General features: G+C 32.4%; 19 protein-coding genes. 17 read left to right on the top strand and 2 right to left on the bottom strand.

All coding sequences use genetic code 11. The features are described 5' to 3' along the window. The first annotated feature begins 170 nt into the window (after positions 1-170). The 8 genes from V1468_RS10895 (at position 171) to V1468_RS10860 (ending at position 6687) form a co-directional block, all read left to right on the top strand. A complete protein-coding gene (locus V1468_RS10895; RefSeq protein WP_331810272.1) occupies positions 171-1562 on the top strand; it encodes a short-chain fatty acid transporter in 1392 nt (463 codons plus the stop codon). A gap of 718 nt (positions 1563-2280) precedes the next feature. Then, on the top strand, positions 2281-2808 hold the full coding sequence (locus V1468_RS10890) for a tetratricopeptide repeat protein (RefSeq protein WP_331810271.1): 528 nt from the start codon (positions 2281-2283) through the stop codon (positions 2806-2808). Between the two features lie 30 nt (positions 2809-2838). Continuing rightward, entirely contained in the window at positions 2839-3246 is a 408-nt protein-coding gene (locus tag V1468_RS10885) for a hypothetical protein (protein ID WP_331810270.1), read from the top strand. 152 nt (positions 3247-3398) lie between these two features. Beyond that, the gene (locus V1468_RS10880; protein ID WP_331810269.1) at positions 3399-3995 is read left to right on the top strand and encodes an FEKKY domain-containing protein; all 597 of its coding nucleotides are present in this window, start codon (positions 3399-3401) and stop codon (positions 3993-3995) included. Between the two features lie 123 nt (positions 3996-4118). Next, the gene (locus V1468_RS10875; RefSeq protein WP_331810268.1) at positions 4119-4640 is read left to right on the top strand and encodes a hypothetical protein; all 522 of its coding nucleotides are present in this window, start codon (positions 4119-4121) and stop codon (positions 4638-4640) included. A gap of 169 nt (positions 4641-4809) precedes the next feature. Beyond that, entirely contained in the window at positions 4810-5658 is an 849-nt protein-coding gene (locus tag V1468_RS10870) for an alpha/beta fold hydrolase (protein WP_331810267.1), read from the top strand. Then, positions 5658-6149, top strand: coding sequence for an RNA polymerase sigma factor (locus tag V1468_RS10865; protein ID WP_331810266.1), 492 nt, complete (start codon positions 5658-5660; stop codon positions 6147-6149). Before V1468_RS10870 ends, V1468_RS10865 begins: the two co-directional genes overlap by 1 nt. Beyond that, positions 6139-6687 (top strand): hypothetical protein, encoded by a 549-nt coding sequence (locus tag V1468_RS10860; RefSeq protein WP_331810265.1) that lies wholly within the window; start codon positions 6139-6141, stop codon positions 6685-6687. Before V1468_RS10865 ends, V1468_RS10860 begins: the two co-directional genes overlap by 11 nt. 1 nt (position 6688) lies before the next feature. On the opposite strand, the gene V1468_RS10855 is transcribed toward V1468_RS10860, so the two are convergent. Next, complete coding sequence (locus V1468_RS10855) at positions 6689-7924, bottom strand: peroxiredoxin family protein (RefSeq protein WP_331810264.1); 1236 nt, start codon at positions 7922-7924, stop codon at positions 6689-6691. 185 nt (positions 7925-8109) lie between these two features. Between V1468_RS10855 and pheT the strand changes: the two genes are divergently transcribed. Genes pheT through V1468_RS10840 form a run of 3 tightly spaced genes read left to right on the top strand, consistent with a single transcriptional unit; the run spans position 8110 to position 12185 of the window. Further along, the gene (pheT, locus tag V1468_RS10850; RefSeq protein ID WP_331810263.1) at positions 8110-10536 is read left to right on the top strand and encodes a phenylalanine--tRNA ligase subunit beta; all 2427 of its coding nucleotides are present in this window, start codon (positions 8110-8112) and stop codon (positions 10534-10536) included. A 16-nt stretch (positions 10537-10552) separates the two neighbouring features. After that, the gene (locus tag V1468_RS10845; RefSeq protein ID WP_331810262.1) at positions 10553-11410 is read left to right on the top strand and encodes a phosphatase PAP2 family protein; all 858 of its coding nucleotides are present in this window, start codon (positions 10553-10555) and stop codon (positions 11408-11410) included. A 40-nt stretch (positions 11411-11450) separates the two neighbouring features. Then, positions 11451-12185 (top strand): class I SAM-dependent methyltransferase, encoded by a 735-nt coding sequence (locus V1468_RS10840; RefSeq protein ID WP_331810261.1) that lies wholly within the window; start codon positions 11451-11453, stop codon positions 12183-12185. A gap of 85 nt (positions 12186-12270) precedes the next feature. On the opposite strand, the gene V1468_RS10835 is transcribed toward V1468_RS10840, so the two are convergent. After that, complete coding sequence (locus tag V1468_RS10835; protein ID WP_331810260.1) at positions 12271-14775, bottom strand: choice-of-anchor D domain-containing protein; 2505 nt, start codon at positions 14773-14775, stop codon at positions 12271-12273. A 172-nt stretch (positions 14776-14947) separates the two neighbouring features. On the opposite strand from V1468_RS10835, the gene tpx reads away from it, so the two are divergent. From tpx to V1468_RS10805, 6 genes are all read left to right on the top strand, one after another. Further along, positions 14948-15448 carry a thiol peroxidase gene (gene tpx / locus V1468_RS10830; RefSeq protein ID WP_331810259.1) on the top strand — a complete coding sequence of 167 codons (501 nt, stop codon included), beginning with the start codon at positions 14948-14950 and terminating at the stop codon, positions 15446-15448. Between the two features lie 6 nt (positions 15449-15454). Next, positions 15455-15826 carry a diacylglycerol kinase gene (locus V1468_RS10825; RefSeq protein ID WP_331810258.1) on the top strand — a complete coding sequence of 124 codons (372 nt, stop codon included), beginning with the start codon at positions 15455-15457 and terminating at the stop codon, positions 15824-15826. Positions 15827-15899: 73 nt separating this feature from the next. Then, the gene (locus V1468_RS10820; protein WP_331810257.1) at positions 15900-16694 is read left to right on the top strand and encodes a M15 family metallopeptidase; all 795 of its coding nucleotides are present in this window, start codon (positions 15900-15902) and stop codon (positions 16692-16694) included. Between the two features lie 38 nt (positions 16695-16732). Beyond that, complete coding sequence (locus tag V1468_RS10815) at positions 16733-19156, top strand: FtsK/SpoIIIE family DNA translocase (RefSeq protein ID WP_331810256.1); 2424 nt, start codon at positions 16733-16735, stop codon at positions 19154-19156. 19 nt (positions 19157-19175) lie between these two features. Beyond that, a complete protein-coding gene (locus tag V1468_RS10810) occupies positions 19176-19820 on the top strand; it encodes a LolA family protein (RefSeq protein WP_331810255.1) in 645 nt (214 codons plus the stop codon). 18 nt (positions 19821-19838) lie between these two features. Then, entirely contained in the window at positions 19839-22175 is a 2337-nt protein-coding gene (locus tag V1468_RS10805) for an LptF/LptG family permease (protein ID WP_331810254.1), read from the top strand. Positions 22176-22188: the final 13 nt, after the last annotated feature.

Below are 22188 nucleotides of genomic sequence, written 5' to 3'. Positions count from 1 at the left end.
TTTATTATAATTTAATATATCTAATTACAAATTGTGTTAAGGTTGCCCTAATTTATATGGACAAAACGCTAAAACAGTCTTAAAACCATCCTACAAATCAAAGAATACTTTGTTGAGTCCGTTTTTAAAATTCAATGTAAATTCCGATTTTTAGCAAAACAACACCAACCATGATTACCAAACTCGGTCAGAAATTTACGGATGCTTTTACCAAATACATGCCAAGTGCTTATGTGTTTGCGCTGCTACTTACACTACTCACTTTTGTTTTAGCCTTGGTATTTACAAACCACCAACCTATAAATATTTTACAAGGCTGGTATGATGGCTTTTGGAGTCTTTTGTCGTTTGGTATGCAGATTGTGCTTATTATAATTACCGCATACTGTATTGCGCAATCGTCACCTGTAAAAAAAGGGATTGACCATATCACCAAATACATAAAAACACCAACACAGGTTTATGTAATTATCATTTCGCTTGGTGCTTTATTCTCTTTAATTAGCTTTGGAATGGTCGTGGTTACTTCTATTTTGGGACGTGAATTGGCTTTGCGAATTAAAGGTATTCACTATCCGTTTTTAGTGGCTTGTGTGTACTTTTCTTTTAATGGTTGGGTTTGCGGTTTATCGAGTTCTATTGCCTTGTTGCTTAATACCGAAAACAACTTTTTGATACAAGAAGGTATTTTAAACGATACCATTTCTACAAGTTATACTTTAGGAGCGACGCTAAATATTGCGATGATTATTTTGTTTGTAGTAGTTTCTCCATTATTGATTTGGTTGCTAATACCTAAATCATATGAAGGCAAAGAACTCAAGGATTTACAAACCTCGTTAGATGACGAAACCGATTCGGTTAAGGATGAAGCACTCTCTTACAAATTACCTTACAAAGCACTATCTGATGCATTAAATAATGCTAGTTGGTTGCAGCTTACTGTTGCTGTACTTGGAATAGCCCATATTGTTTACCACTTTGCCACCAAAGGCTTTGACCTCAACTTTAACATTATGATCTTCATTTTTCTTATCGTTGGCATGCTCTTACACATTACACCAATGCGCTTTAGCATTGCTATGAAACGTGCCAGTAGCAATATTTCTGGTGTGTTGTTTCAATATCCGTTTTACGCAGGTATAATGGGCATTATGCTCGCTTCTGGTTTGGGTGAAAAAATCACTAATGCTTTGGTGACTATTGCCACTACCGAAAATTACGCTTTTATATCCTATCTATCAGGTGGCATCATAAATTTTGCAATACCGTCTGCAGGTGGTGAATTTGCGGTTATTGGCCCAAGTATTTTAAATATGGTACAAGAACTCGGCACCAACCTCTCACCTACTGAAGTTACAGCTATGACAGCCAGAGCCTCTATGTCTGTAGCTTACGGAGAAAGCTTAAGCAATTTACTACAACCCTTCTTTTTGCTCGTCGTTTTCCCTGTAATGGGCAAAGGAATTAAAATACAAGCCAGAGATGTGGTTGGCTATTTATTTATTCCTTTTGTGGTATTGTTTGTGGTGCAGGCACTTTTGGTGACATACTTACCATAACAACAAAACCCTATTTAAGCTTATAAAAGTGTGACATAACTCATTTTGCATGGTTATGACACAACTTACAATAAGATACTGAATAACAAATAATTAGGATTGTATTTACGTACTTTTTTGGCTAGGTTTGCATATATAATCGTTGTACGTAAGCTGAGAAAACCGATGAACAAACTAAAATTATTACTTGTCTTATTTCCAGTTGTCTTTTTCTATTGTGAAAGAGAATTTGATTATGGAAATTCTGAATTGTTCGAAAAGATTGACTTAACTGACATTAATATCCTAAAAGAAGATAGAGAAAATTTGACAATGACACCTTAAGAGTAATAGGCAAGGTTTCAATGTCGTTCGAGAACATCTCGATTGGAAATGGAGATTCTTGGATTTGGATTGATTCGTTTAAACCAGCTGTTGAATTTGATACAGTATATAATAATCTGAATTTTTGTGAAGTCCAATTAACTGGATTGTTTGATTCAAAAAACACTGGACATTTGGGACAATATAATGGAGGATTTAAAAAAATTTATGTAATAAAAACTGAATAAAGCCTACATACAACATTGCATAAACCAATTACGGCGTATTCGACTGCGTCCGAATCCACTCGGAATTGTTAACGTCAGTGCTTAACTGAAAAACATTATCTTTAATCCTATAACTGACGGTTATATGAGACCGTTGTGCAACATTTGACCAAACCATCCAGAAATATATGTTTACACCAATTATTAGAGTAATTCTTGTCATATTTAGTTTAATTGCTGCTGCATACTTTTACTCAAAAGAGGATTTTGCAAATATGTCAATGATGTTAATTGCTGGAGGACTTTTTATTTATGGATATTTCAAGTACGGAACTGTTTATACTGCTTTTCAGCATATGAAAAAGAATAATCTTAAAAAAGCAGAAGAACTAATTTCTAAAATTAAAAATCCAGACAAGTTAACTAAAGGACACAAGAGCTATTATTATTTTACAACTGGAATTATTGCTTTAGAAAAAAAAGAATTTGAAAAAAGTCATTTCGATTTAACTCAAGCTTTGAACATTGGCTTAAGAACCGAAAACGACAAATCAATTGTCTTACTTAATTTAGCAAATATTGAACTTTTGAGAAAGAACTTTATAAAAGCGAATGAATATATAAAAAAGGTCAAAGAACTTGATTTAAAACCTTTAGTTGAATCAGAGACCGATAGAATTGAAAAAGAAATAAACATTGCACAACAAAGTTTATAAGATTGCTCGTATTCCACTAAAACAAAGACATTGGAGACACAAGACATTAGAATTGGATTTAAAAAACTGTTCGGAAATGAAAAATATATTCATTTCGTTCTTACACTTTACGAGGCATTTCCATTGAGAAAAAGACTTTTCTTTTGGCAAGAACAGTTATTAAAAGACTTTACGAATAAATTTGACTTGGAACCAATAGAGATTGAACAAGTTTACGAGATATTTAACCATTGTCCTGTGCATAATTATGAATTAAAAGATGACAATGTTTTAATAGTCGATGGAAATGAAATTAGTTCTAAAGTCTCTTATGAGAGAGAAAAAGAACTTTTTCCAATGGCAAATATTAATGCACCAAGAGACTTGGAAAGATTTAATTATCCGAAAGATGTTAATGTTGTTTATTGTGAAAAATGTAGGGAATTAAAAAGAGTGTGACGAATAAAAAACGTTGCAAAATAATATGTATAATTAATTGCTGATTATGGCCTACTTTCAAAAGTCCTCGCGGACTTTCTATCCGTGATTTATTTACTAAATTTAGTGCTTAAACACGCTACAAAATCATACATGAGACCGATGGAACAAATTTGAAGAAAAAGTTGCTCATATCGAAAAATATTATCAAACTGATTTTAATTTTAGTTTGCGGAATTTCTTATGCACAAACTGAAATCATTGGAAAAGTTATTAGTGGAATTTCTGGAGAAGTACCAATTTCCGAAATTTATGTAAAAGAGCTAATTACTAAACAACCTTTAACAATGACAGATAGTTTGGGTAATTTCCGAATTGAATATTTAGAACCTAACAAAAGTTATGTCATAGAAATTTCAGCATTCGGGTACGGAAATCAAAAATTTGACGTAAAAACAAAAAGCGGAATTAATAACGTGATTTTTGAACTGAAAGCTGAATGTGGTTATAGTGCGGAACGTGCTGAATCAGATTGGAAAAACGGAAAAGCAAGTTTATTACTTATTGGCTCAATCGCACCAATTGCAAATTCACCAGCTGACAAACGATTTGAGAAAAAATACGGAATCAGATATTATGACTTTGGTTGTACACCACCAATTTCGGAATGTATAAAAGAATATAACGAGCGAATTTTTGAACTTATGGATAAAAAGTATGGAATGGAATGGCGAAAAAAAGTTCGTTCTGACGTCCAATATTTAAACTAAAAAAAATACATTTTACAATACCGAGTATAGCTCATTGCGGCCTAATTCCTAATCGGAATTCATTGCAATTTGCTATCTTTCGATTACGGCAGAATTATAACCAAACCATAGTAAGTAATTTTGATGACAAAGGAAACCATTTTTCGAATAATTATCACATTAACTATTGTCTTAATTACACAATTAAAAGCAATAGAATACTATGGAGAACTTTCTAGTTTCTTAATTATTATACTTTTAATATTTGACCTTTTTGAAAAAAATCATTTTAACGACTCAAAGCCCGAATTAATTTATTACTTATCATGGGGAACAATTGGACTGTCAACATTTTTAATTAGAAAAAGTTATATTGGACCTTACAGTCCAATTTTCTTAATATTAATAATAAAGCTTGTCACCTTACTTCTCTATTATTTAAAATATAAAAGCCTTTGTGTAACTAGAACAATTTTATCAAAGTTATGCTTAGCAGCCTTAGCTCTATATTTCATTGAGTTGCTAGCTAACTCTACTCACGGCTTAGGATCAACTACATTGTTTTGGACAAAACTATCTTCAGCCGAACTATTTTTGATTTTACTAACAAAAAAGGATAGAATTAAATATAAATGGTCTATCCTGGACTCTTCATGGAAAAAATAAAAACAATTTACAACACGGTTTATAGTATAATGCTTCTGATTTTCAGATACTTATCTATCAGCTTTATTTTATTATTTTATCGGCACTTTAGCAATTTTGACATTATTAAAAATTAAAATGTAACATTTTCTAATTTCTGCATCTAAAGGGAAATTTAAAACGCAGAATCATGAAAACCATAGCATTATTAATTCTCTCAACATTTTTCACTTTTTCATTCCCAAAAGATAAGACTCCTCAACCTATTCATGTGGAAGTTTCTGGCAAAGGAGAACCAATTTTATTAATTCCTGGATTTACAGTTCCTGGAGAAGTCTGGAATCCATTAGTTAAAAAATTAGAAAACAACTACGAATGCCATGTTGTAACCTTAGCTGGTTTTGGTGGCAAAGCACCTATTGAATTTCCTTGGTTATCAAAAGTAAACGATGCCCTAAACAACTACATAAAACAAAATGAGTTAAATAATGTCACCATTATTGGTCACAGCTTAGGAGGAACTATTGCTACTTGGTTAGCCAGTAGAGAAAACTCACTTGTCTCTGATATCATCTTAGTAGATGCTTTACCAGCCGCTGGAGCTCTAATGATACCAAATTTTAATCCAGATGACCTTGCTTATGATAGTCCTTACAACAATCAGCAACTCGCCATTAGCGACGAACAGTTTGAACAAATGGCAACAAGCATGTCACAAGGTATGAGTCTAAATAAAAAAGCGCAAGAACGCATTAAATCTTGGATATTAGCTGCAGACCGAAAAACCTACGTTTACGGTTATACAGATTACCTTAAATTAGACCTTAGACAGGATTTAAAAAACATTACAACACCAACCACTATTATTGCCGCAACAAAACCTTATGGTAAGGAAATGGTTATAAAAACTTACAAAGAACAGTACACTAATCTAGAGAATTATAATTTTATTTTAGCAGACAATGCTGCCCATTTTATTATGTTAGACCAACCAGATTGGTTTTTACAAACAATAAAAACAGTTCTATTAGCCCAATAATGATTTCAGAAAAAGACTTTACAGTAGTATACAATACGCATGCTGCAAAAATCCGGAGGCTATGCTTAGGCTATGCCTCTGGAGATTATGACCTTGCGAATGAATGGCTACAAGAAACCTTTATAAAAGTCTGGAACCACAGAAAATCGTTTAAAGGAGACGCTTCTGTTGACACATGGATATACAGAATAGCCGTAAATACTTGCTTAAGTGATTTGCGCAAATCCAAAAAAAATATTCCCATTAATGAAGACCTATTAAAAGACCATGAACCAGACAATACTATTGCTACGAAAGATAAGAAGCTCAAAAAAATGTTTCGATGTATAGATCAACTCACAGAACAAAATAAAGCTTTAATTCTTTTAGAGTTAGAAGACATACCACAAGCTACAATAGCAGAAACCGTAGGATTAGCGCATGGCACACTTAGAACACGATTAAGCCGAATAAGAAAATCGCTTTTAAAATGTATTACCAATGGAAAATAGCACACTAAACAAAATATGGGATAGTCAGGATAACACTGAAATAATTCACCCTGAAATCATTATTAAAAAAGCAAAAAAACAACGTAGAAGACAGTATGGCTCAATTTTAATTATGGGCTTAACTGTAGCAACACTCATTGGTTTTACCATATTTGTATCACCAAGTCAGTGGAATAATTTTACTTTAGGGTTATTATTGATGATTTTGAGCTTGGTATTTAGGATTACGTTAGAGTTAGGTACTATTTATCTAAGAGACCAAAAACTAGTAATATTAGATAACAAATCTTACAAAAGTTATTTAAAAAGGCATTACAAATCACGTTTATGGGTACACTACTTTGTAACTCCAATTTGCTTGCTAATATACATTTACGGCTTATATTTGCTCTTACCTTATTTTAAACGTGAGTTCTCTGAAGGCTTTTATCTATATATTTTAATTTCAGGTTTTGGATCCATTGCTGGTATAATTGCAATAATCATTTACAGTATCCGAAAAGAATTACGTTTTTTTAATAAACTAAATAACAATTAAATTATTCGTTGAGTAATTCCGCCACAAAACTCTCAAATTCCTTTTTGAATTCTGTATACTTCTCACCTGTTGCAGGTCCATTAAATCCTGTATGTATCTTTCTCACTTTTCCTTTTTTGTCTATAAAAATTGAAGTAGGATATGATAACACATGATTAAGCATTGGTAATTTTTTTTGTGCCTTAGATTTGTCAGCACCTCCGTACTGTGCTAAAAGTATCGGATAATCTATATCTATTTTGTATGCCAAACGATCTATACGACTAAAAGCAGTTTCTTTGTCTTTTGCATACTCAAATGCCAAGGCAATAAACTCTACACCTTTGTCTTTGTTTTTTTTATAAAAGTCGGCATAGTATTTACTCTCATCCAAACAATTAGGACACCATGTTCCCATTATTTGTACCACAACAACTTTGTCTTTAAATCGGTCATCCTTAAGACCTACCAACTCATCAGAGGTGTTAGAAAACACAAAATCTAAACTATCATAGCCTTCTTTTAGGTATGTTAATTCGTTAGCACTTGGCAGCTCAAAATCTTGGCTTCGTTTGGCCTCAAAAGGCTCTTTCCAATGGTTTCCAGAATAAAAATAACCGTTCATGGTTGAATCAGTGACTTTAGCTGTAAACAAAAAGGCATGTGCGCCATCAAAAGTTGATAGCTTTAGACGCGTCCCATCTAGCACTCCTTCTAAGTAACGATAATCACCAGTTGTGGTTCTAAATGTTCCTGTAATTTTCCCATTATCGTATTGCTTAAAAATACCTTTTGCAAGGTATTCATCTTCCTCAACACCTTTACTAAATACAGTTTCCCAAACTCCTTCAATATTATAAGCCGCACCTGTTCCTGTTCCAAATCTAATTGCATTTTTAAACGTAGCTTCAAACGGTACTTTTCTATTTCTATCAGGACTTATATAATAACCGCTTAAATTATTATCCTGATTAATTTTTGCCACTAGGTAGTCTTCAAATACAGGTAAGTTAATGTATACAGAATCATTTTTATATTCTATTTCATCTACTACAATCGTTTCTTCAGCATTGTAAATGTTTAATTTTTTATCAGATTCTACCTCAAAAACAAAAGGAATTTCCTCATTATCCTGAATTGAAATCCAAGCTCTGTAACTTCCTGTTTCTAATTTATTGTCGCTAAGGGTGTTGTTTTTTTTATCGTCTTTGCATGAAAATAGAAGACTTATCACTAAAAGACCAAAAATATATCGCATTGTAAATTGAATTTTATTTAAGTTCGAAATAACAACAATTACCTTACATAAAAAAGCCTATTCAAAATTCCTCTACTCAGATTTTTGTTTTTATAATAGCGAAATGCAACCTGTTTAAAATTTAATTAGGGATGTTTCATTAACATTTAAGTATTATTATCTTTGTGGCCTGAATAAAACAGCACATGAAGATATCTTACAACTGGTTAAAACAGTTTATCAATATAGATTGGAACGCCGAAAAAACAGGCGAATTACTTACAGATCTTGGTCTTGAAATAGAAGGTATAGAAACCTACGAATCTGTTAAAGGTGGCTTAAAAGGCATTGTAGTTGGCGAGGTATTAACTTGCGAACAACACCCAAACGCAGACCGATTAAAAGTAACAACTGTAAATATTGGTGAAGCAGAGCCGGTACAAATTGTTTGCGGAGCACCTAATGTGGCTGCAGGACAAAAAGTACCTGTTGCTACAATTGGCACAACACTTTATACTGCAGAAGGTGAAGCCTGGAAAATCAAAAAAGGTAAAATTAGAGGCGAAGAAAGCCACGGAATGATTTGTGCTGAGGACGAACTTGGTCTTGGCGAATCTCATGATGGCATTATGGTTCTTGATGCCGACTTAAAAGTCGGAACTCCTGCCGCTGAGATTTTTGAAGTGGAAAATGATGAAGTTTTTGAAATTGGTCTAACACCAAACCGTGCCGATGCCATGAGTCATTATGGTGTGGCTAGAGATTTAAAAGCTGGTTTATTACAACAAGATCTTAACTTGGAGTTGATATCTCCATCAGTAATGTCTTACCATGTAGATACGCGTTCTTTAAAGGTTGACGTCGATGTGCAAGACAAGGACAAATGTCCGCGTTACTGTGGTGTTACTATTTCTGGTGTTAAAGTTGAAACATCTCCAAGCTGGTTACAAAACCGCTTAAAAGCAATTGGCTTATCTCCTATTAATAACATTGTAGATGTTACTAATTATGTTTTGCATGAATTAGGACAACCATTACACGCTTTTGATGCTGCAAAAATAACTGGTAACAAGGTTGAAGTTAAAACCTGCGAAGCTGGTACAAAGTTTACAACTCTAGACGAGATTGAAAGAGAATTACATGAAGATGATTTAATGATTTGTGATGCCGAAAAACCAATGTGTATTGCTGGTGTTTTTGGTGGCATAGATTCTGGTGTTACCGAAACAACAACCAATATCTTTTTAGAAAGCGCTTATTTTGATCCTGTAAGCGTTAGAAAAACAGCTAAGCGTCACGGTCTTAATACAGATGCTTCTTTTAGATTTGAACGTGGTATCGATCCTAACTTTACAAAGTACGCTTTAAAGCGTGCTGCACTTTTAATTACTGAAATTGCTGGTGGTGAAATAACAAGTGACATCTCTGACGCTTATCCTAATAAGATTGAAGATTTTCAGGTTGTATTGAGTTTTGATAATGCTAAGCGATTAATCGGTCAAGAAATTCCGAAAGAAACCATAAAAAGTATTTTAACCTCTTTAGACATAAAAATTAATAATGTTACTGAAGCTGGTTTAGGACTTACGGTACCGTCTTTTAGAAATGATGTGCAGCGCGAAGCTGATGTTATTGAAGAAATTCTAAGAGTTTACGGTTACAACAACATAAAAACTACTGAAAAGCTTAACGCTTCTATTTCTAACACATCACGTTTTGAAGATTACAAACTTCAAAATGTTATTGGCAATCAGTTAGCTTCTCAAGGCTTCTTTGAGATTATGGCTAACTCACTAACATCGCCAAAATATGTTGAGTTAAGTGAACAATTGAATGCAGACCATAACGTAAAAATGCTAAATCCATTAAGTAATGATTTAGAAGTTATGCGTCAATCCTTATTATTTTCTGGATTAGAAGCTGTTTCGCACAATATTAACAGAAAACGTGATGACCTTAAGTTGTTTGAATTTGGTAAAACTTACCATCAGTATTCAGACAATAGAGAAGAACACAAACATTTGGCACTTTTTGTAACCGGAAACAAAGCACAAGAACGTTGGAATACACAAGCTACACCTAGTGATTTCTTTTACCTAAAAGGTACTATTGAAACTGTATTAGAGCGTTTAGGATTAAACCGACTAAAATCTGCACCTCATAAAACCGATATTCTTAGTGAAGGTATGAGCCTTTCTATAGGTAAGAAAACTTTAGTTGAATTTGGGTTGGTTAAAAAATCAGTTTTAAAGCATTTTGGTATTTCTCAAAACGTATTGTTTGCTGATTTTAATTGGGATAATGTGTTAGACATGGCACAACACAACAAAATTAAGTTTACTGCCATACCTAAGTATCCAGAAGTTCGTAGAGATTTTGCGTTGCTACTAGACAATAGCGTTACGTTTGACGATATCTATACAATTGCCAAACAAACTGAAAAACAATTGCTAAAAGCTGTAAATCTGTTTGATGTTTACGAAGGTAAAAATTTACCTGCAGGCAAAAAGAGTTATGCAGTAAGCTTTACGCTACAAGACGAAAATAAAACGCTTAACGATAAGCAAATCGATAAAATAATGAACAAGCTTCAATCTAATTTTGAAAACAAGCTTGGTGCTGAATTGAGATAATCAAAGCTTTCTTTTTATGCTACTAGCTAAACGCTTTTTTATATCACTAATATTCATTTTTTATTTTTTTGAAGACGCCTCTGCGCAACGTCTTTATAAAATAGATCAGGACAATGCTTCAACATGGTCATTACTAAAGTATGATATCAATACAACATGGAATGGATTAAAATATTCGTTTAAAAGACCACTTCACTGGAAAAAAAATGATTTTTTAAAACTTGGTGGTTTAGTCTTTGGTACTGCTACTCTAGCCCTTGCAGACGAAGGTGTTGACAAATATATAGATAACCATAGGTCTAATTTCCCTAAAGTCGTTAGAGATTATGGTTGGTACTTTGGCAGTCCTCAAAATTATTTTATGGCTAACGCTGGTTTATATGGTTTTGGCTTAGTAACTAAAAACAGTAAAATTAGGCGAACAAGTGTGCTTATTATTACTTCATCTATTACAAGCGGGCTTTTGCAAACCATTTTAAAAAACGGACTTGGTAGAGCAAGACCAGGTACAGGCTATGGTGCATTTCATTTTAAGCCTTTTTCAAAAGAAGGAGGTCAACACTCATTTCCTTCTGGACATACTGTACTTTCTGTAACCATGGCACATTCTATTGCCAAACAATTTGACAGTCCATGGATAAAAGCAGGTGTTTACACCTTAGGTGCAATTCCACCAATGTCTAGGTTAATCGATGGCGCACACTGGCTATCTGATATAGGGTTTAGTACAGTATTAAGCATCATAGTCGTGGATGGCGTTGATAAGTTTTTATTCAAAGAAAATGCCTTTAACATCGTAGAACCTAATAAAAATAAAATATCTTGGAGTTTTGCATTTACAGGTAACCAAATAGGTATTGTTGGTAGATTTTAACCAATTTGTACCACAACTTTATTATTTTTAATTTCTAAACATGAACGTTAACAAAGATATTTTTACCGTTTTAGATTCGGGTATTCCAATATTTATGGAAGCAGATTTTCCATTGGAATGGTCTATGACCAGAAATGAAAAATTTTGCTTCATAAAGCTATTAGAAATCTTAAAACCTGAAGTTGCTATTGAAATAGGTGTAGATCAAGGAGGAAGCCTCCAGGTTATGAGTAAGTATGCTGAAAAAGTATACGCTATAGAAATCGATGAAAGTAAGGTAGAACGTTTACAAGGCAAGTTTAATAATGTTGAATTTTTGGTAGGAGACTCCAAAACAATAATACCTAAACTTTTAGATACAATTCAAAAAGATGGAAAATCCTTAGAGTTTGCATTAATTGATGGAGATCATTCTGAAAAAGGTGTAAAAGCTGATATTGAGAATCTTATAAAATACATTCCACCAAAAAGTTTAAACATTATTCTACATGATAGTTTTAATCCAGATTGTAGAAAAGGAATGACATCGGTGAACTTCACAACTAACAAGCATGTTCATTATGTTGAACTAGATTATATCTCTGGAACTTTTGAACCTGATGGACAGAAAAATGAAATGTGGGGAGGATTAGGTCATATTGTTCTATTAAAAGAAGAACGAACTAAGCATTTGGATGTAAACCAAAGTCAAGAACGATTATTTAATATCACAAAACGTTACTCAAAACATTATTGGAAAAATAAATTTAAACTCCTAAAGCCATTCAAAAAATAATTATTTTCTAAAATACTTTTTACATAAGATTCAATTAGAAGAACGAATAAATAAAGTATTACTATTTTATAAAATTTTAGGTCTATTACGGTCGAGTAAGCGTCATTGTACCAATACTTAAATTATTCCATAAGCCTCCATCAGTTTCATGTGAATAATTACCCGAAAAACTATCAGTGCTTTCTTCATAAACTCCTTCAAAAATAAATGTTCTATCATCAAAGAAGAAACCAGAGGTGCTATATGTCCTTATTTCCATTCTTAAATTTACACCATCAAAATTGAAAGAACGCTCAAGGAAAACTTCTGTATTTGTATATACACCATCGTTATAAACAATTCCACAACTTATACTTGTGTCTTCACAATAATTATAATTTAAATCCTCGGAGAACTCTAATTCTAAACCTTCAAATGTACTATGACTAACGCAATCTGGATCATTGCTATTTCCTGCAGCATTACACTCACTCATATTTATATTTGAAATCCAAAATCCGGTTATATCAGGACCTGTAACTTCTTCAATACCAATACCAGTTACTGCAATTACATTATTTTCTGAATCCAAGTCATTATTTATAATAATGGAACCATTGTAATTTTGAACATTATTAGGACTAAAGGTAATATCAATATCTTGAGAACTTTGACCATTAATTAAGCCACCTGTCCAATTTGCAGTATAGCCAACAGGTAGATCTACTGATGAAACTAGCATAGGTACAATTGTATTATTCTGTACTGTTAAAACTCTCACTTCCTCCGAACCGATTTCCACATCACCAAAATTCATATCACCAGATAAGCTTATTGCATTTTGCACAACACCAATACCAGTAACAGGAATTAAATTATTAATGTCATCAACATCATTATTTACTATAATATCACCATTATAATCTTGTAATTCAGTAGGTGAAAATGTTACTACTACATCTTGCGTAGATTCAGCCGCTATTTGCCCACTATTCCAATTTACACTATACCCTTCAGGAATATCAATTGACGAAACATTTATTGGTGTAGAGTTCGGATTCTCTATTGTAAATGATATGTTCTCAGAACTTCCTATTTCAACTTCTCCAAAACTTAAATCACCTATTAAGCTTAATTCAACCTCGCCTGCATTTGATGTAAAAACTAACGTTTCACCTACCACATCACCTCCAGAATTTCTAATTTCAACATTTACTGCTTGTTCAGTTGTGAATGTTCCCAAAGTCCATATAACTTCCGCAAAACCTTCATCGTCTGTTAAGACACTAGTATTATCTACTTCACCATCACCTGGTGTAACTTGAAAATATACAGGAACGTTTGAGATTGGATCACCCATATTATCAGTTACTTTTACTTTTAAAGGCTCGTCTAATTCGGCTCCTTGTGTGCCCTCTTGCTGATTACCAGATACAATTTCTAATGTTTTAGGTGCTTCCCAAACAGTAACATTTGATGAGAAAATGCTTGTGTTGTAATCTACTAATGTTTCACCTAATACTTGAGCATCTGCTCCAACAACTATATTAAGCCCTGCATCTACCTTGGCATTCCAATCTGGATCTTCACCATCAAAATTTACTCCCAAGGTTAAATCCTCTGTCATTATAGGTGTACAATAAGGTCCCACTACATTGTAAAACTTAATATCAACTTTTGGTGTAATTGTAATATTTTGCATTATTTCAGCCACAGCGGAATTATCTACTGGTTTTCCTGTAGTATTTGATGAAGTTTCACCTATATAATCCCATACACCATTATTATAAGTTGCTCCTAAAGTTGTTGTATTTACCGAAGTAAATCCTCCAGTAAAACCAAACTGACCTGATGTTTCTATTGATAATTCAGCAACGAGTTCTGTTGACACAGTTACAACTACAGGAACAAAACCAACAAATGTGGTAAAAGTTTTATCATACTCAGCTATTGTAGTAGAAACATTTAATTGATCCTCAGCATTAAGTCCAAAAAACAAATCACAATCTATGGTTAAATTAGCATTTTCTGCACTAAATTCAAATTGCTGTAATGTTGAATTCTCAAAGTCAAAATCAAACTGAAAATTAGGATTAAATTCCGCTGAACCATCTGTAATATTAAACACAACTGGTCCATCTTGATATATGACGGTATTGGAAAAATCAAAAGAAAAACCTTCACCGTCTCTCTTACTATTTATATTTTGATTATTGTTATTTGTATTTCTTTGTGGAGTCTCTGATAAATCAGCATTAAAACTAAATTCAGCATTCTCAAAGACATCTTCCATATTAGCTTGCTCTACTTGAAAAGTTGCTTGATCACCTTCAATTGTTTTAGTGATAACTTTAACTAAAAATCCACCATCTTCTTGTCCTATCAATACAGAGCCAACTTCAACATCTTCTACCAAACTTGCTGGTTGCACAACTAAAGTGCCATTAAGTATTTCTGCAATTTCATTTGTAGTTTGATTATTGTCAGACAGTACAACTACATTATCTTTAATTTCTATTTCTAATTGTTCAATTAATTCAGGCTCTAAGGCTTCATTATTTTTATCACATGAACTTAAAATTATAAAAAATATTAGAAGTAATTTTTTCATTGTTCTCTTGTATTGGTTAATAGCTATTCAAAACTAAACACCATAAATAATAAATAAAATACCCATTAAACGGTATTTTATATGAAGCTGAATTTTTAAAAACATTATCATTTTATTTAGACTTTTCAGTATTGCTTTTTTTATTTTTAACAAAATTTAAAAACACTAAACCATGGCAAACGTAACACTAGGAGGAGCTCCAGTAGAAACAATAGGTGAATTACCAAAGGTTGGTAGTAAAGCACCGAATTTTAAACTAACAGATACAGATTTAAAAGATCATAATCTATCAGGATTTGAAGGTAGCCGATTAGTATTAAATATCTTTCCAAGTGTAGATACAGGAACCTGTGCTCAATCAGTAAGAACCTTTAATGAAAAAGCAAGCCAATTAGAAAACACCAAAGTACTTTGTATATCTAAAGATTTGCCATTTGCTATGGCACGTTTTTGTGGTGCCGAAGGCTTAGACAATGTTATCAGTTTATCAGATTACAAAACAGGTCAGTTTGGCAAAGATTATGGTTTGGTATTCTCTAATGGCACTTTTGAAACATTACTATCTAGATGTGTTGTTGTTATAGACTCAGATGGTACTGTATTATACACAGAGCAAGTTTCTGAAATTGCAGACGAACCAGATTACGCAAGTGCTTTGAGCAGCTTATCATAATTTTTAATGCAAAATACCAAAGAGCCTTTTATAATTAACAGACTAAAAAGTGTTGGCTTTGCTTTTAAAGGAATGCTTATTCTTATTAAAACCGAAGCCAGCATTAAAATTCAAGTCTTTATTGCTATAGTTGTTACTGTTGCTGGTTTTTATTTTGATATATCAGCCACAGAATGGATGTTTCAAACCGCTATGATAGGTCTAGTAATGAGTATTGAAGGTGTTAATACTGCCGTAGAATACATTGCAGATTTTATTCACCCAGATCACCATCCAAAAATTGGTTTAATAAAAGATATTTCTGCTGGAGCCGTTTTTATTGCTTCCATAGTCGCTGTGATTATTGCAGGAATAATTTATCTACCTAAAATATTTTAAATACCAAACCTTAGCTTTATTACGTTACATGATTGAAAACTTAATCAGTCTTAGACCTATGCCGTGCTATAAAATGAAGCTATTTTCTATTTTACCTTTCTTTATTCTACTTCAAACTAGTTGTAATAACAAGCCTAAAGAAATATTATCAGTTGTTGTTACTAATACTGAAGCAAAAACTAAGATTGAAGAAAACAGCAAGCTAAAAGACACACTAAACATTACTTCTAATTTTGTTCTTGGGAAATTTGATTACAAATCAGATTCTACCTTTGTAAAGGTTGATAGCAGATATACAGCAAAAGATATTTATCTCAACTATATGACTTATAAAGCTTTTCTAGAAATGTCTAATAAAGCTAAAAGAGATAGCATTGATTTAAAAATAATATCTGGAACAAGAAATTTCTATGAGCAAAAAGCCATCTGGAATAGAAAATGGAATCTATATAATAACCTAAATCCAATCCATAGAGCTAAGAAAATTTTAGAATACAGTTCTATGCCTTCTACATCTAGACATCATTGGGGCACAGATATAGATTTGAATAGTTTAAATAATTCGTATTTTAACACCGGAAAAGGTTTAAAAACCTACCAATGGCTAAAAGAACATGCCAACAGTTTTGGTTTTTATCAGGTTTACACCAATAAAAATAATGGAAGAACAGGCTATAATGAAGAAAAATGGCATTGGTCTTTTGTACCTTTGGCGAGTAAATATTTAGAGTTTTATAATTCTAATATAAAAACTGAAGATATTTCAGAATTTGAAGGATCTCAACTTGCTAAAGATCTTCATATTATAGAAGATTACGTCAATGGGATTCCGAAAGAAGTAAAAAAATATAAACAACAAACACCTTAAAGATATAAAGGTAATTACCGAACAGTATTCGGCATAACATGGCAAAAAAGACAACTAAAAAGAAAAATACAACCAAAACCAATTCAAAGTCTAAAAAGACTTTCAAGAAACCATCACTAGTATTATCTAATCAGCAAAAGCTTATTTTTGGTAGTCTATTGATTATTTTGGGCGTGCTTTTATTTATTTCCTTTTTGTCATTTATATTCACAGGAAAGGAAGATCAAAGTGCATTAAGTAACTTCCCAGAACGTTCAGAAACCTATAAGAATTGGGCAAGTCAATTAGGTGCTTGGGTAAGTGAATTATTTATAAGCAAAGGATTTGGTATACCATCTTTTATTTTTTCTGGTTTAATTTTTCTTTCTGGAGTTTATGTAGCGCTTAATCTCAATAAAGCAAAACTTAGAAAACATTGGATTTGGGGAACACTAATAGTTATCTGGCTTTCTATCTTCTTTGGTTTCTTTACTCATAAATTCGATATACTTGGCGGTACTGTTGGTTTTGAAATGAATCATTTCTTTCAGGATTATATCGGAAAAATCGGTACCGCACTATTACTACTTTTTGGTCTTATAGCCTATTTGGCTCTACGATTTAAAGTTACTGGAGATACGTTTGTTAAACTTTTTAGTAGTGCTAAAAAGGATTTTCAGAATGACATGAATTCTAATACTGAAGATGATTCTCAAACAGCCATTGTAGATAACAGCCTAACCGAAGAAGCTGAAGCTATTAAATCTGCTTTCGAGATTTCTCTTGATAAACCAGAACCTACTATTAGCAACCATTCTAAACCAAAAGAAGACAAAAAGCCATTAAATATTGAAGTAAAGCCTCAACCTATAGAAGAAACAGAATCAGAACCAGAGCTTAAGGTTGAAGTAGAAACAGTTGAAGAAGAAAAATCTGAAACTGATAATCTTGCAGCAAAACTTGTTGAAGATTTTGGACAATTTGACCCAACTTTAGAATTAGGTAATTTTCAATTTCCTCACTTAGATTTATTAAAGAAATATGATAATGAAGGGATTTCTATAGATCAGGAAGAACTTGAAGAAAATAAAAACCGAATTGTAGAAACACTAAGCAACTACAAAATTGGCATTACCAGCATAAAAGCAACGATTGGTCCTACGGTAACACTTTACGAAATTGTACCAGATGCAGGTATTAGAATTTCAAAAATTAAAAATCTTGAAGATGATATTGCTTTATCGCTTGCTGCTTTAGGCATCAGAATTATTGCTCCAATTCCTGGTAAAGGTACCATTGGTATTGAGGTTCCTAACAAGAAATCTACTATTGTATCGATGCGCTCTGTAATTGCTTCGCAAAAATTTCAGAAATCAGATATGCAGTTACCAATAGCGTTTGGTAAAACCATTAGCAATGAAACCTTTGTGGTAGATTTAGCTAAAATGCCTCACTTGCTTATGGCTGGTGCAACAGGACAAGGTAAATCGGTTGGTTTAAATGCTGTTTTAACTTCGTTATTATACAAAAAACATCCTGCTGAAGTAAAGTTTGTATTGGTTGATCCTAAAAAGGTAGAATTAACACTTTTTAATAAGATAGAGCGTCATTATTTAGCCAAGTTACCAGATAGCGAAGATGCTATTATTACAGATAACACAAAAGTGATTAACACGCTAAACTCACTTTGTATAGAAATGGACAACCGTTACGAAATGCTTAAAAATGCATTTTGTAGAAACATTGCTGAGTACAACGCCAAATTCAAAGCCAGAAAATTGAATCCTAATGATGGTCATCAATTCTTACCATACATTGTTTTGGTGGTAGATGAGTTTGCCGATTTAATTATGACAGCTGGTAAAGAAGTAGAAACACCGATTGCCAGATTGGCACAATTAGCACGTGCTATTGGTATTCACCTTATCATTGCCACACAGCGTCCTTCTGTTAATGTTATTACTGGTATTATTAAGGCAAACTTCCCAGCTCGTATAGCATTTAGAGTTACTAGTAAAATAGATTCGCGCACCATTTTAGATGGCTCTGGCGCAGATCAGCTTATTGGTCGTGGAGATATGCTCTACACACAAGGTAATGATCTTATACGTCTGCAATGTGCTTTTGTTGACACACCAGAGGTTGAAAAAATCACAGAATTTATAGGTTCGCAAAAAGCCTATCCAGATGCTCATCTCTTACCAGAATATGTTGGTGAAGAAGGTGGCACAAATCTTGATATAAATATTTCTGACAGAGATAAATTGTTTAGAGAAGCTGCCGAAATTATTGTTACAGCACAGCAAGGATCAGCTTCATTATTACAACGAAAGCTAAAATTAGGTTACAACAGAGCTGGTAGAATTATAGACCAGTTAGAAGCTGCTGGTATTGTAGGTCCTTTTGAAGGTAGTAAAGCCAGACAGGTTTTAGTACCAGATTTAGTAGCTCTAGATCAATTACTAGAAAATGAAAAACAATAATATATTACACTTATATAAAATGAAACGACTATTAATTATAGCCTTTATCACTCTAGGTTTTACAGCTTTTTCACAAAATGACACAAAAGCCGAAGCACTATTAACAGAAGTAAGTAATAAAATAAAAAGTTACAAGAACATCTCTATAGACTTTAAATACGAACTTAACAATGTTAATGAAGAGAATATGAATCAGGAGACTCGTGGTGACGTTGTTATAGAAGGTGAAAAATATAAACTTAATATCTTAGGGATTACAAGAATTTTTGATGGAAAAACACTTTACACCATTAGCCCTGAAGATGAAGAAGTAACAATTTCTTCAGATAACTCAGACGAAGAAAGTACGATTTCTCCTAGCGACATGCTATCTTTCTATGAAGATGGTTACACTTATCAAATGGATATCATTCAAAATGTAAAGGGACGCAAAATTCAGTATGTAAAATTGAGTCCTATGGACACAAACTCTGAAATAAAGCATGTTTTATTAGGTATAGATGCTACAACAAAACACATTTATAATCTTATTGAAGTGGGTAAAAACGGAACAAAAACAACATTAACTGTTAATTCTTTTCAAACCGATCAACCTATCTCAAAAACCTTGTTTACTTTTGACGAAAGTAAATATGAAGATTACTACATCAATCGAATAGACTAAGGTTTTAATACTTAATGTGTGAAAATACTAGATAGGTACATACTTATCACATTTTTAAGGACGTTTTTTAGCGTCTTTATTATATTCATGTTCATCTTTGTGCTGCAAGGTGTATGGCTTTATATATCTGAGCTTGCTGGTAAGGATCTAGATGTTTCCGTGACTGCAAAATTTATTCTTTACTACATGCCAAAGCTAATTCCTTTGGTAGTACCGCTTACCATTTTATTATCATCTATTATGGTTTTCGGAAATTTTGCCGAGAACTATGAGTTTGCAGCAATGAAATCTACAGGCATTTCGCTACAACGAGCAATGCGTAGTCTAAGTGTTTTTATTGTTGCATTAGGTATAGCTTGTTTCTTTTTTGCAAACAACGTTATTCCTTGGGGAGAATATAACTTTTACAACTTAAGAAAAAACATAGCAAAAGTTAAACCTGCCCTAGCTATAGCAGAAGGCCAGTTTAATGAAATTGGCAACATAAATATTAAAGTAGATAAAAAATCTGGAGATAGAGGTCAATACTTAGAAAATGTAATTATACACGATAAAAGTTCTGCCAGAACTGGTAATTACAAGGTTATTGTTTCTGAAAAGGGTGAGCTAAAAAGTAGCAAGGACTCTAATGTTTTACAACTAGAACTTTTAAATGGTAACTATTACGAAGAAATTATAGATAAAGATATTCGCAAAAACATTAATAGACCACATGCCAAAAGCTATTTTGACAGCTATACCATTAATGTAGACTTGGAAATTCTTAATGATGAAGACCTTGATGAAAAGAACTATAAAGGGAAGCATTCCATGTTAAATATTGATCAATTAAATTATACCATAGATAGTTTAAAAGGTCAAAGAAGAGAAGACTACAAAACCTTATCTAACACATTATATAACAGAACAACTTACGCTGCATTAAACCTTAATATTAATACCGAAAAAGATTCTTCTTTTACAGGTAATGTAATCGATCTTTTTCCTGCAAGCAAAAAAGGACAGATTATAAACCTTGCATTAAATTCTGCAAATAGTACCAACCAAATTATAGACTCCAACAAAAAGAATTTTGAAACCAAGTCTATACATTTAAACAAGCATATTATAGCTTTTCATGAAAAATTTGTCTTAGCAATTGCCTGTATCATCCTGTTTTTTGTTGGAGCACCTCTTGGAGCTTTAATAAGAAAAGGTGGTTTAGGTTTACCAATTGTAATTGCGGTTGTACTGTTTTTAACCTATCACTTCTTTGGTATTTTTGCCAAAAACAGTGCTGAAAAAGGAAGTTTTAGTCCTATTATAGGATCATGGTTATCTACAGCTGTAATGCTTCCTTTAAGTATTTATTTAACCTCTAGAGCCACTAATGATAAAGGAGCTTTTGAAATTGAATCGATTCTTAAACCATTAAAAAAGTTCTTTAAACTTCAAAAAAATGAAATTAGAGACAAATCGTATTTAGATAAAACATCTGAAGATTATAAAACGCTATTAAGTTTTGAAAACTCAAAACTTATTCAAATTGTTAAAAATCATAGAGATTTTGACTATAAATATGAGCACAAGAACTCAGCAATCTCTATACTTAATGAAAGAGGAATTACAGTTCAAGAACTGAGGTTGGCAGGACATTTATCTAGCAGAAAAGATGATGAGATAATAAGCCTAAAAAATGAATACGAAGAAGATTCTAAATTAGCATTTATCTTTTACATCATAATGACTCCTCTTATTATTCTTGCTGGAGTATTCAATAATAATGGCCCACAATTTTTGGCATTTGTATTTTTTATACCAGGTATTCTCGCATTTTTAATTTGTGTAATTGCACTTATAAAATCTATATCAAAACATATAGATTTGTTTAAAGCACTTGGAAAATCTAGGAGTGCCAATGGAGCCATACTATATTTTCTTGGACTACCACTATATTTTATATTTTACTTTGTTCAAAAGAATCAAATAGAAACAGAGCTATTCAAAGTAAGGTCAAAAGAAGTAAGCAGAGAGCAACTTTCTGAAAATTCTCAAAGACTTCTAAAAGATTATAAAGACTATTCTAACACAAGTTTGGTGAGCTATCTTTTAAGTTTAGTTTTTATAGGTTTACATTTTATATTAAAAAACAATAAACTTCCAGAAATAGCGGAGTCATCTCTTAGCTTAGGGTTTATAGCTTTAGTATTCTTTATTATTTATGCTTTTGTAGATGCCTACTTCTATTTAAAGTTTTATAAATCTACCTCTAAAAAAGGTAAGCATCTTAGTGTTTTTATTTTAATAATACTATCTATTGTCTATCCTTTAAGATATATTCTTACACGAAACAAAATCAAGCAAGACTTCGGTTAACAAAACCGCGTTA

Origin of the sequence: Winogradskyella poriferorum (genome assembly GCF_036553625.1) — a bacterium.
Classification (GTDB): domain Bacteria; phylum Bacteroidota; class Bacteroidia; order Flavobacteriales; family Flavobacteriaceae; genus Winogradskyella; species Winogradskyella poriferorum.
Note: the sequence above shows the minus strand (reverse complement) of the source record. Positions and strands in the feature narration are given on the sequence as shown.

Bases quoted from the DNA above. Each gene is read 5' to 3' on its own strand.
- V1468_RS10810 (WP_331810255.1), top strand. From the start codon at position 19,176: ATGAAACGACTATTAATTATAGCCTTTATCACTCTAGGTTTTACAGCT.
- tpx (WP_331810259.1), top strand. From the start codon at position 14,948: ATGGCAAACGTAACACTAGGAGGAGCTCCAGTAGAAACAATAGGTGAA.
- V1468_RS10835 (WP_331810260.1), bottom strand. From the start codon at position 14,775: ATGAAAAAATTACTTCTAATATTTTTTATAATTTTAAGTTCATGTGAT.
- V1468_RS10815 (WP_331810256.1), top strand. From the start codon at position 16,733: ATGGCAAAAAAGACAACTAAAAAGAAAAATACAACCAAAACCAATTCA.
- V1468_RS10855 (WP_331810264.1), bottom strand. From the start codon at position 7,924: ATGCGATATATTTTTGGTCTTTTAGTGATAAGTCTTCTATTTTCATGC.
- V1468_RS10890 (WP_331810271.1), top strand. From the start codon at position 2,281: ATGTTTACACCAATTATTAGAGTAATTCTTGTCATATTTAGTTTAATT.
- V1468_RS10895 (WP_331810272.1), top strand. From the start codon at position 171: ATGATTACCAAACTCGGTCAGAAATTTACGGATGCTTTTACCAAATAC.
- V1468_RS10825 (WP_331810258.1), top strand. From the start codon at position 15,455: ATGCAAAATACCAAAGAGCCTTTTATAATTAACAGACTAAAAAGTGTT.
- V1468_RS10875 (WP_331810268.1), top strand. From the start codon at position 4,119: ATGACAAAGGAAACCATTTTTCGAATAATTATCACATTAACTATTGTC.
- V1468_RS10860 (WP_331810265.1), top strand. From the start codon at position 6,139: ATGGAAAATAGCACACTAAACAAAATATGGGATAGTCAGGATAACACT.
- V1468_RS10820 (WP_331810257.1), top strand. From the start codon at position 15,900: ATGAAGCTATTTTCTATTTTACCTTTCTTTATTCTACTTCAAACTAGT.
- V1468_RS10865 (WP_331810266.1), top strand. From the start codon at position 5,658: ATGATTTCAGAAAAAGACTTTACAGTAGTATACAATACGCATGCTGCA.
- pheT (WP_331810263.1), top strand. From the start codon at position 8,110: ATGAAGATATCTTACAACTGGTTAAAACAGTTTATCAATATAGATTGG.
- V1468_RS10840 (WP_331810261.1), top strand. From the start codon at position 11,451: ATGAACGTTAACAAAGATATTTTTACCGTTTTAGATTCGGGTATTCCA.
- V1468_RS10845 (WP_331810262.1), top strand. From the start codon at position 10,553: ATGCTACTAGCTAAACGCTTTTTTATATCACTAATATTCATTTTTTAT.
- V1468_RS10870 (WP_331810267.1), top strand. From the start codon at position 4,810: ATGAAAACCATAGCATTATTAATTCTCTCAACATTTTTCACTTTTTCA.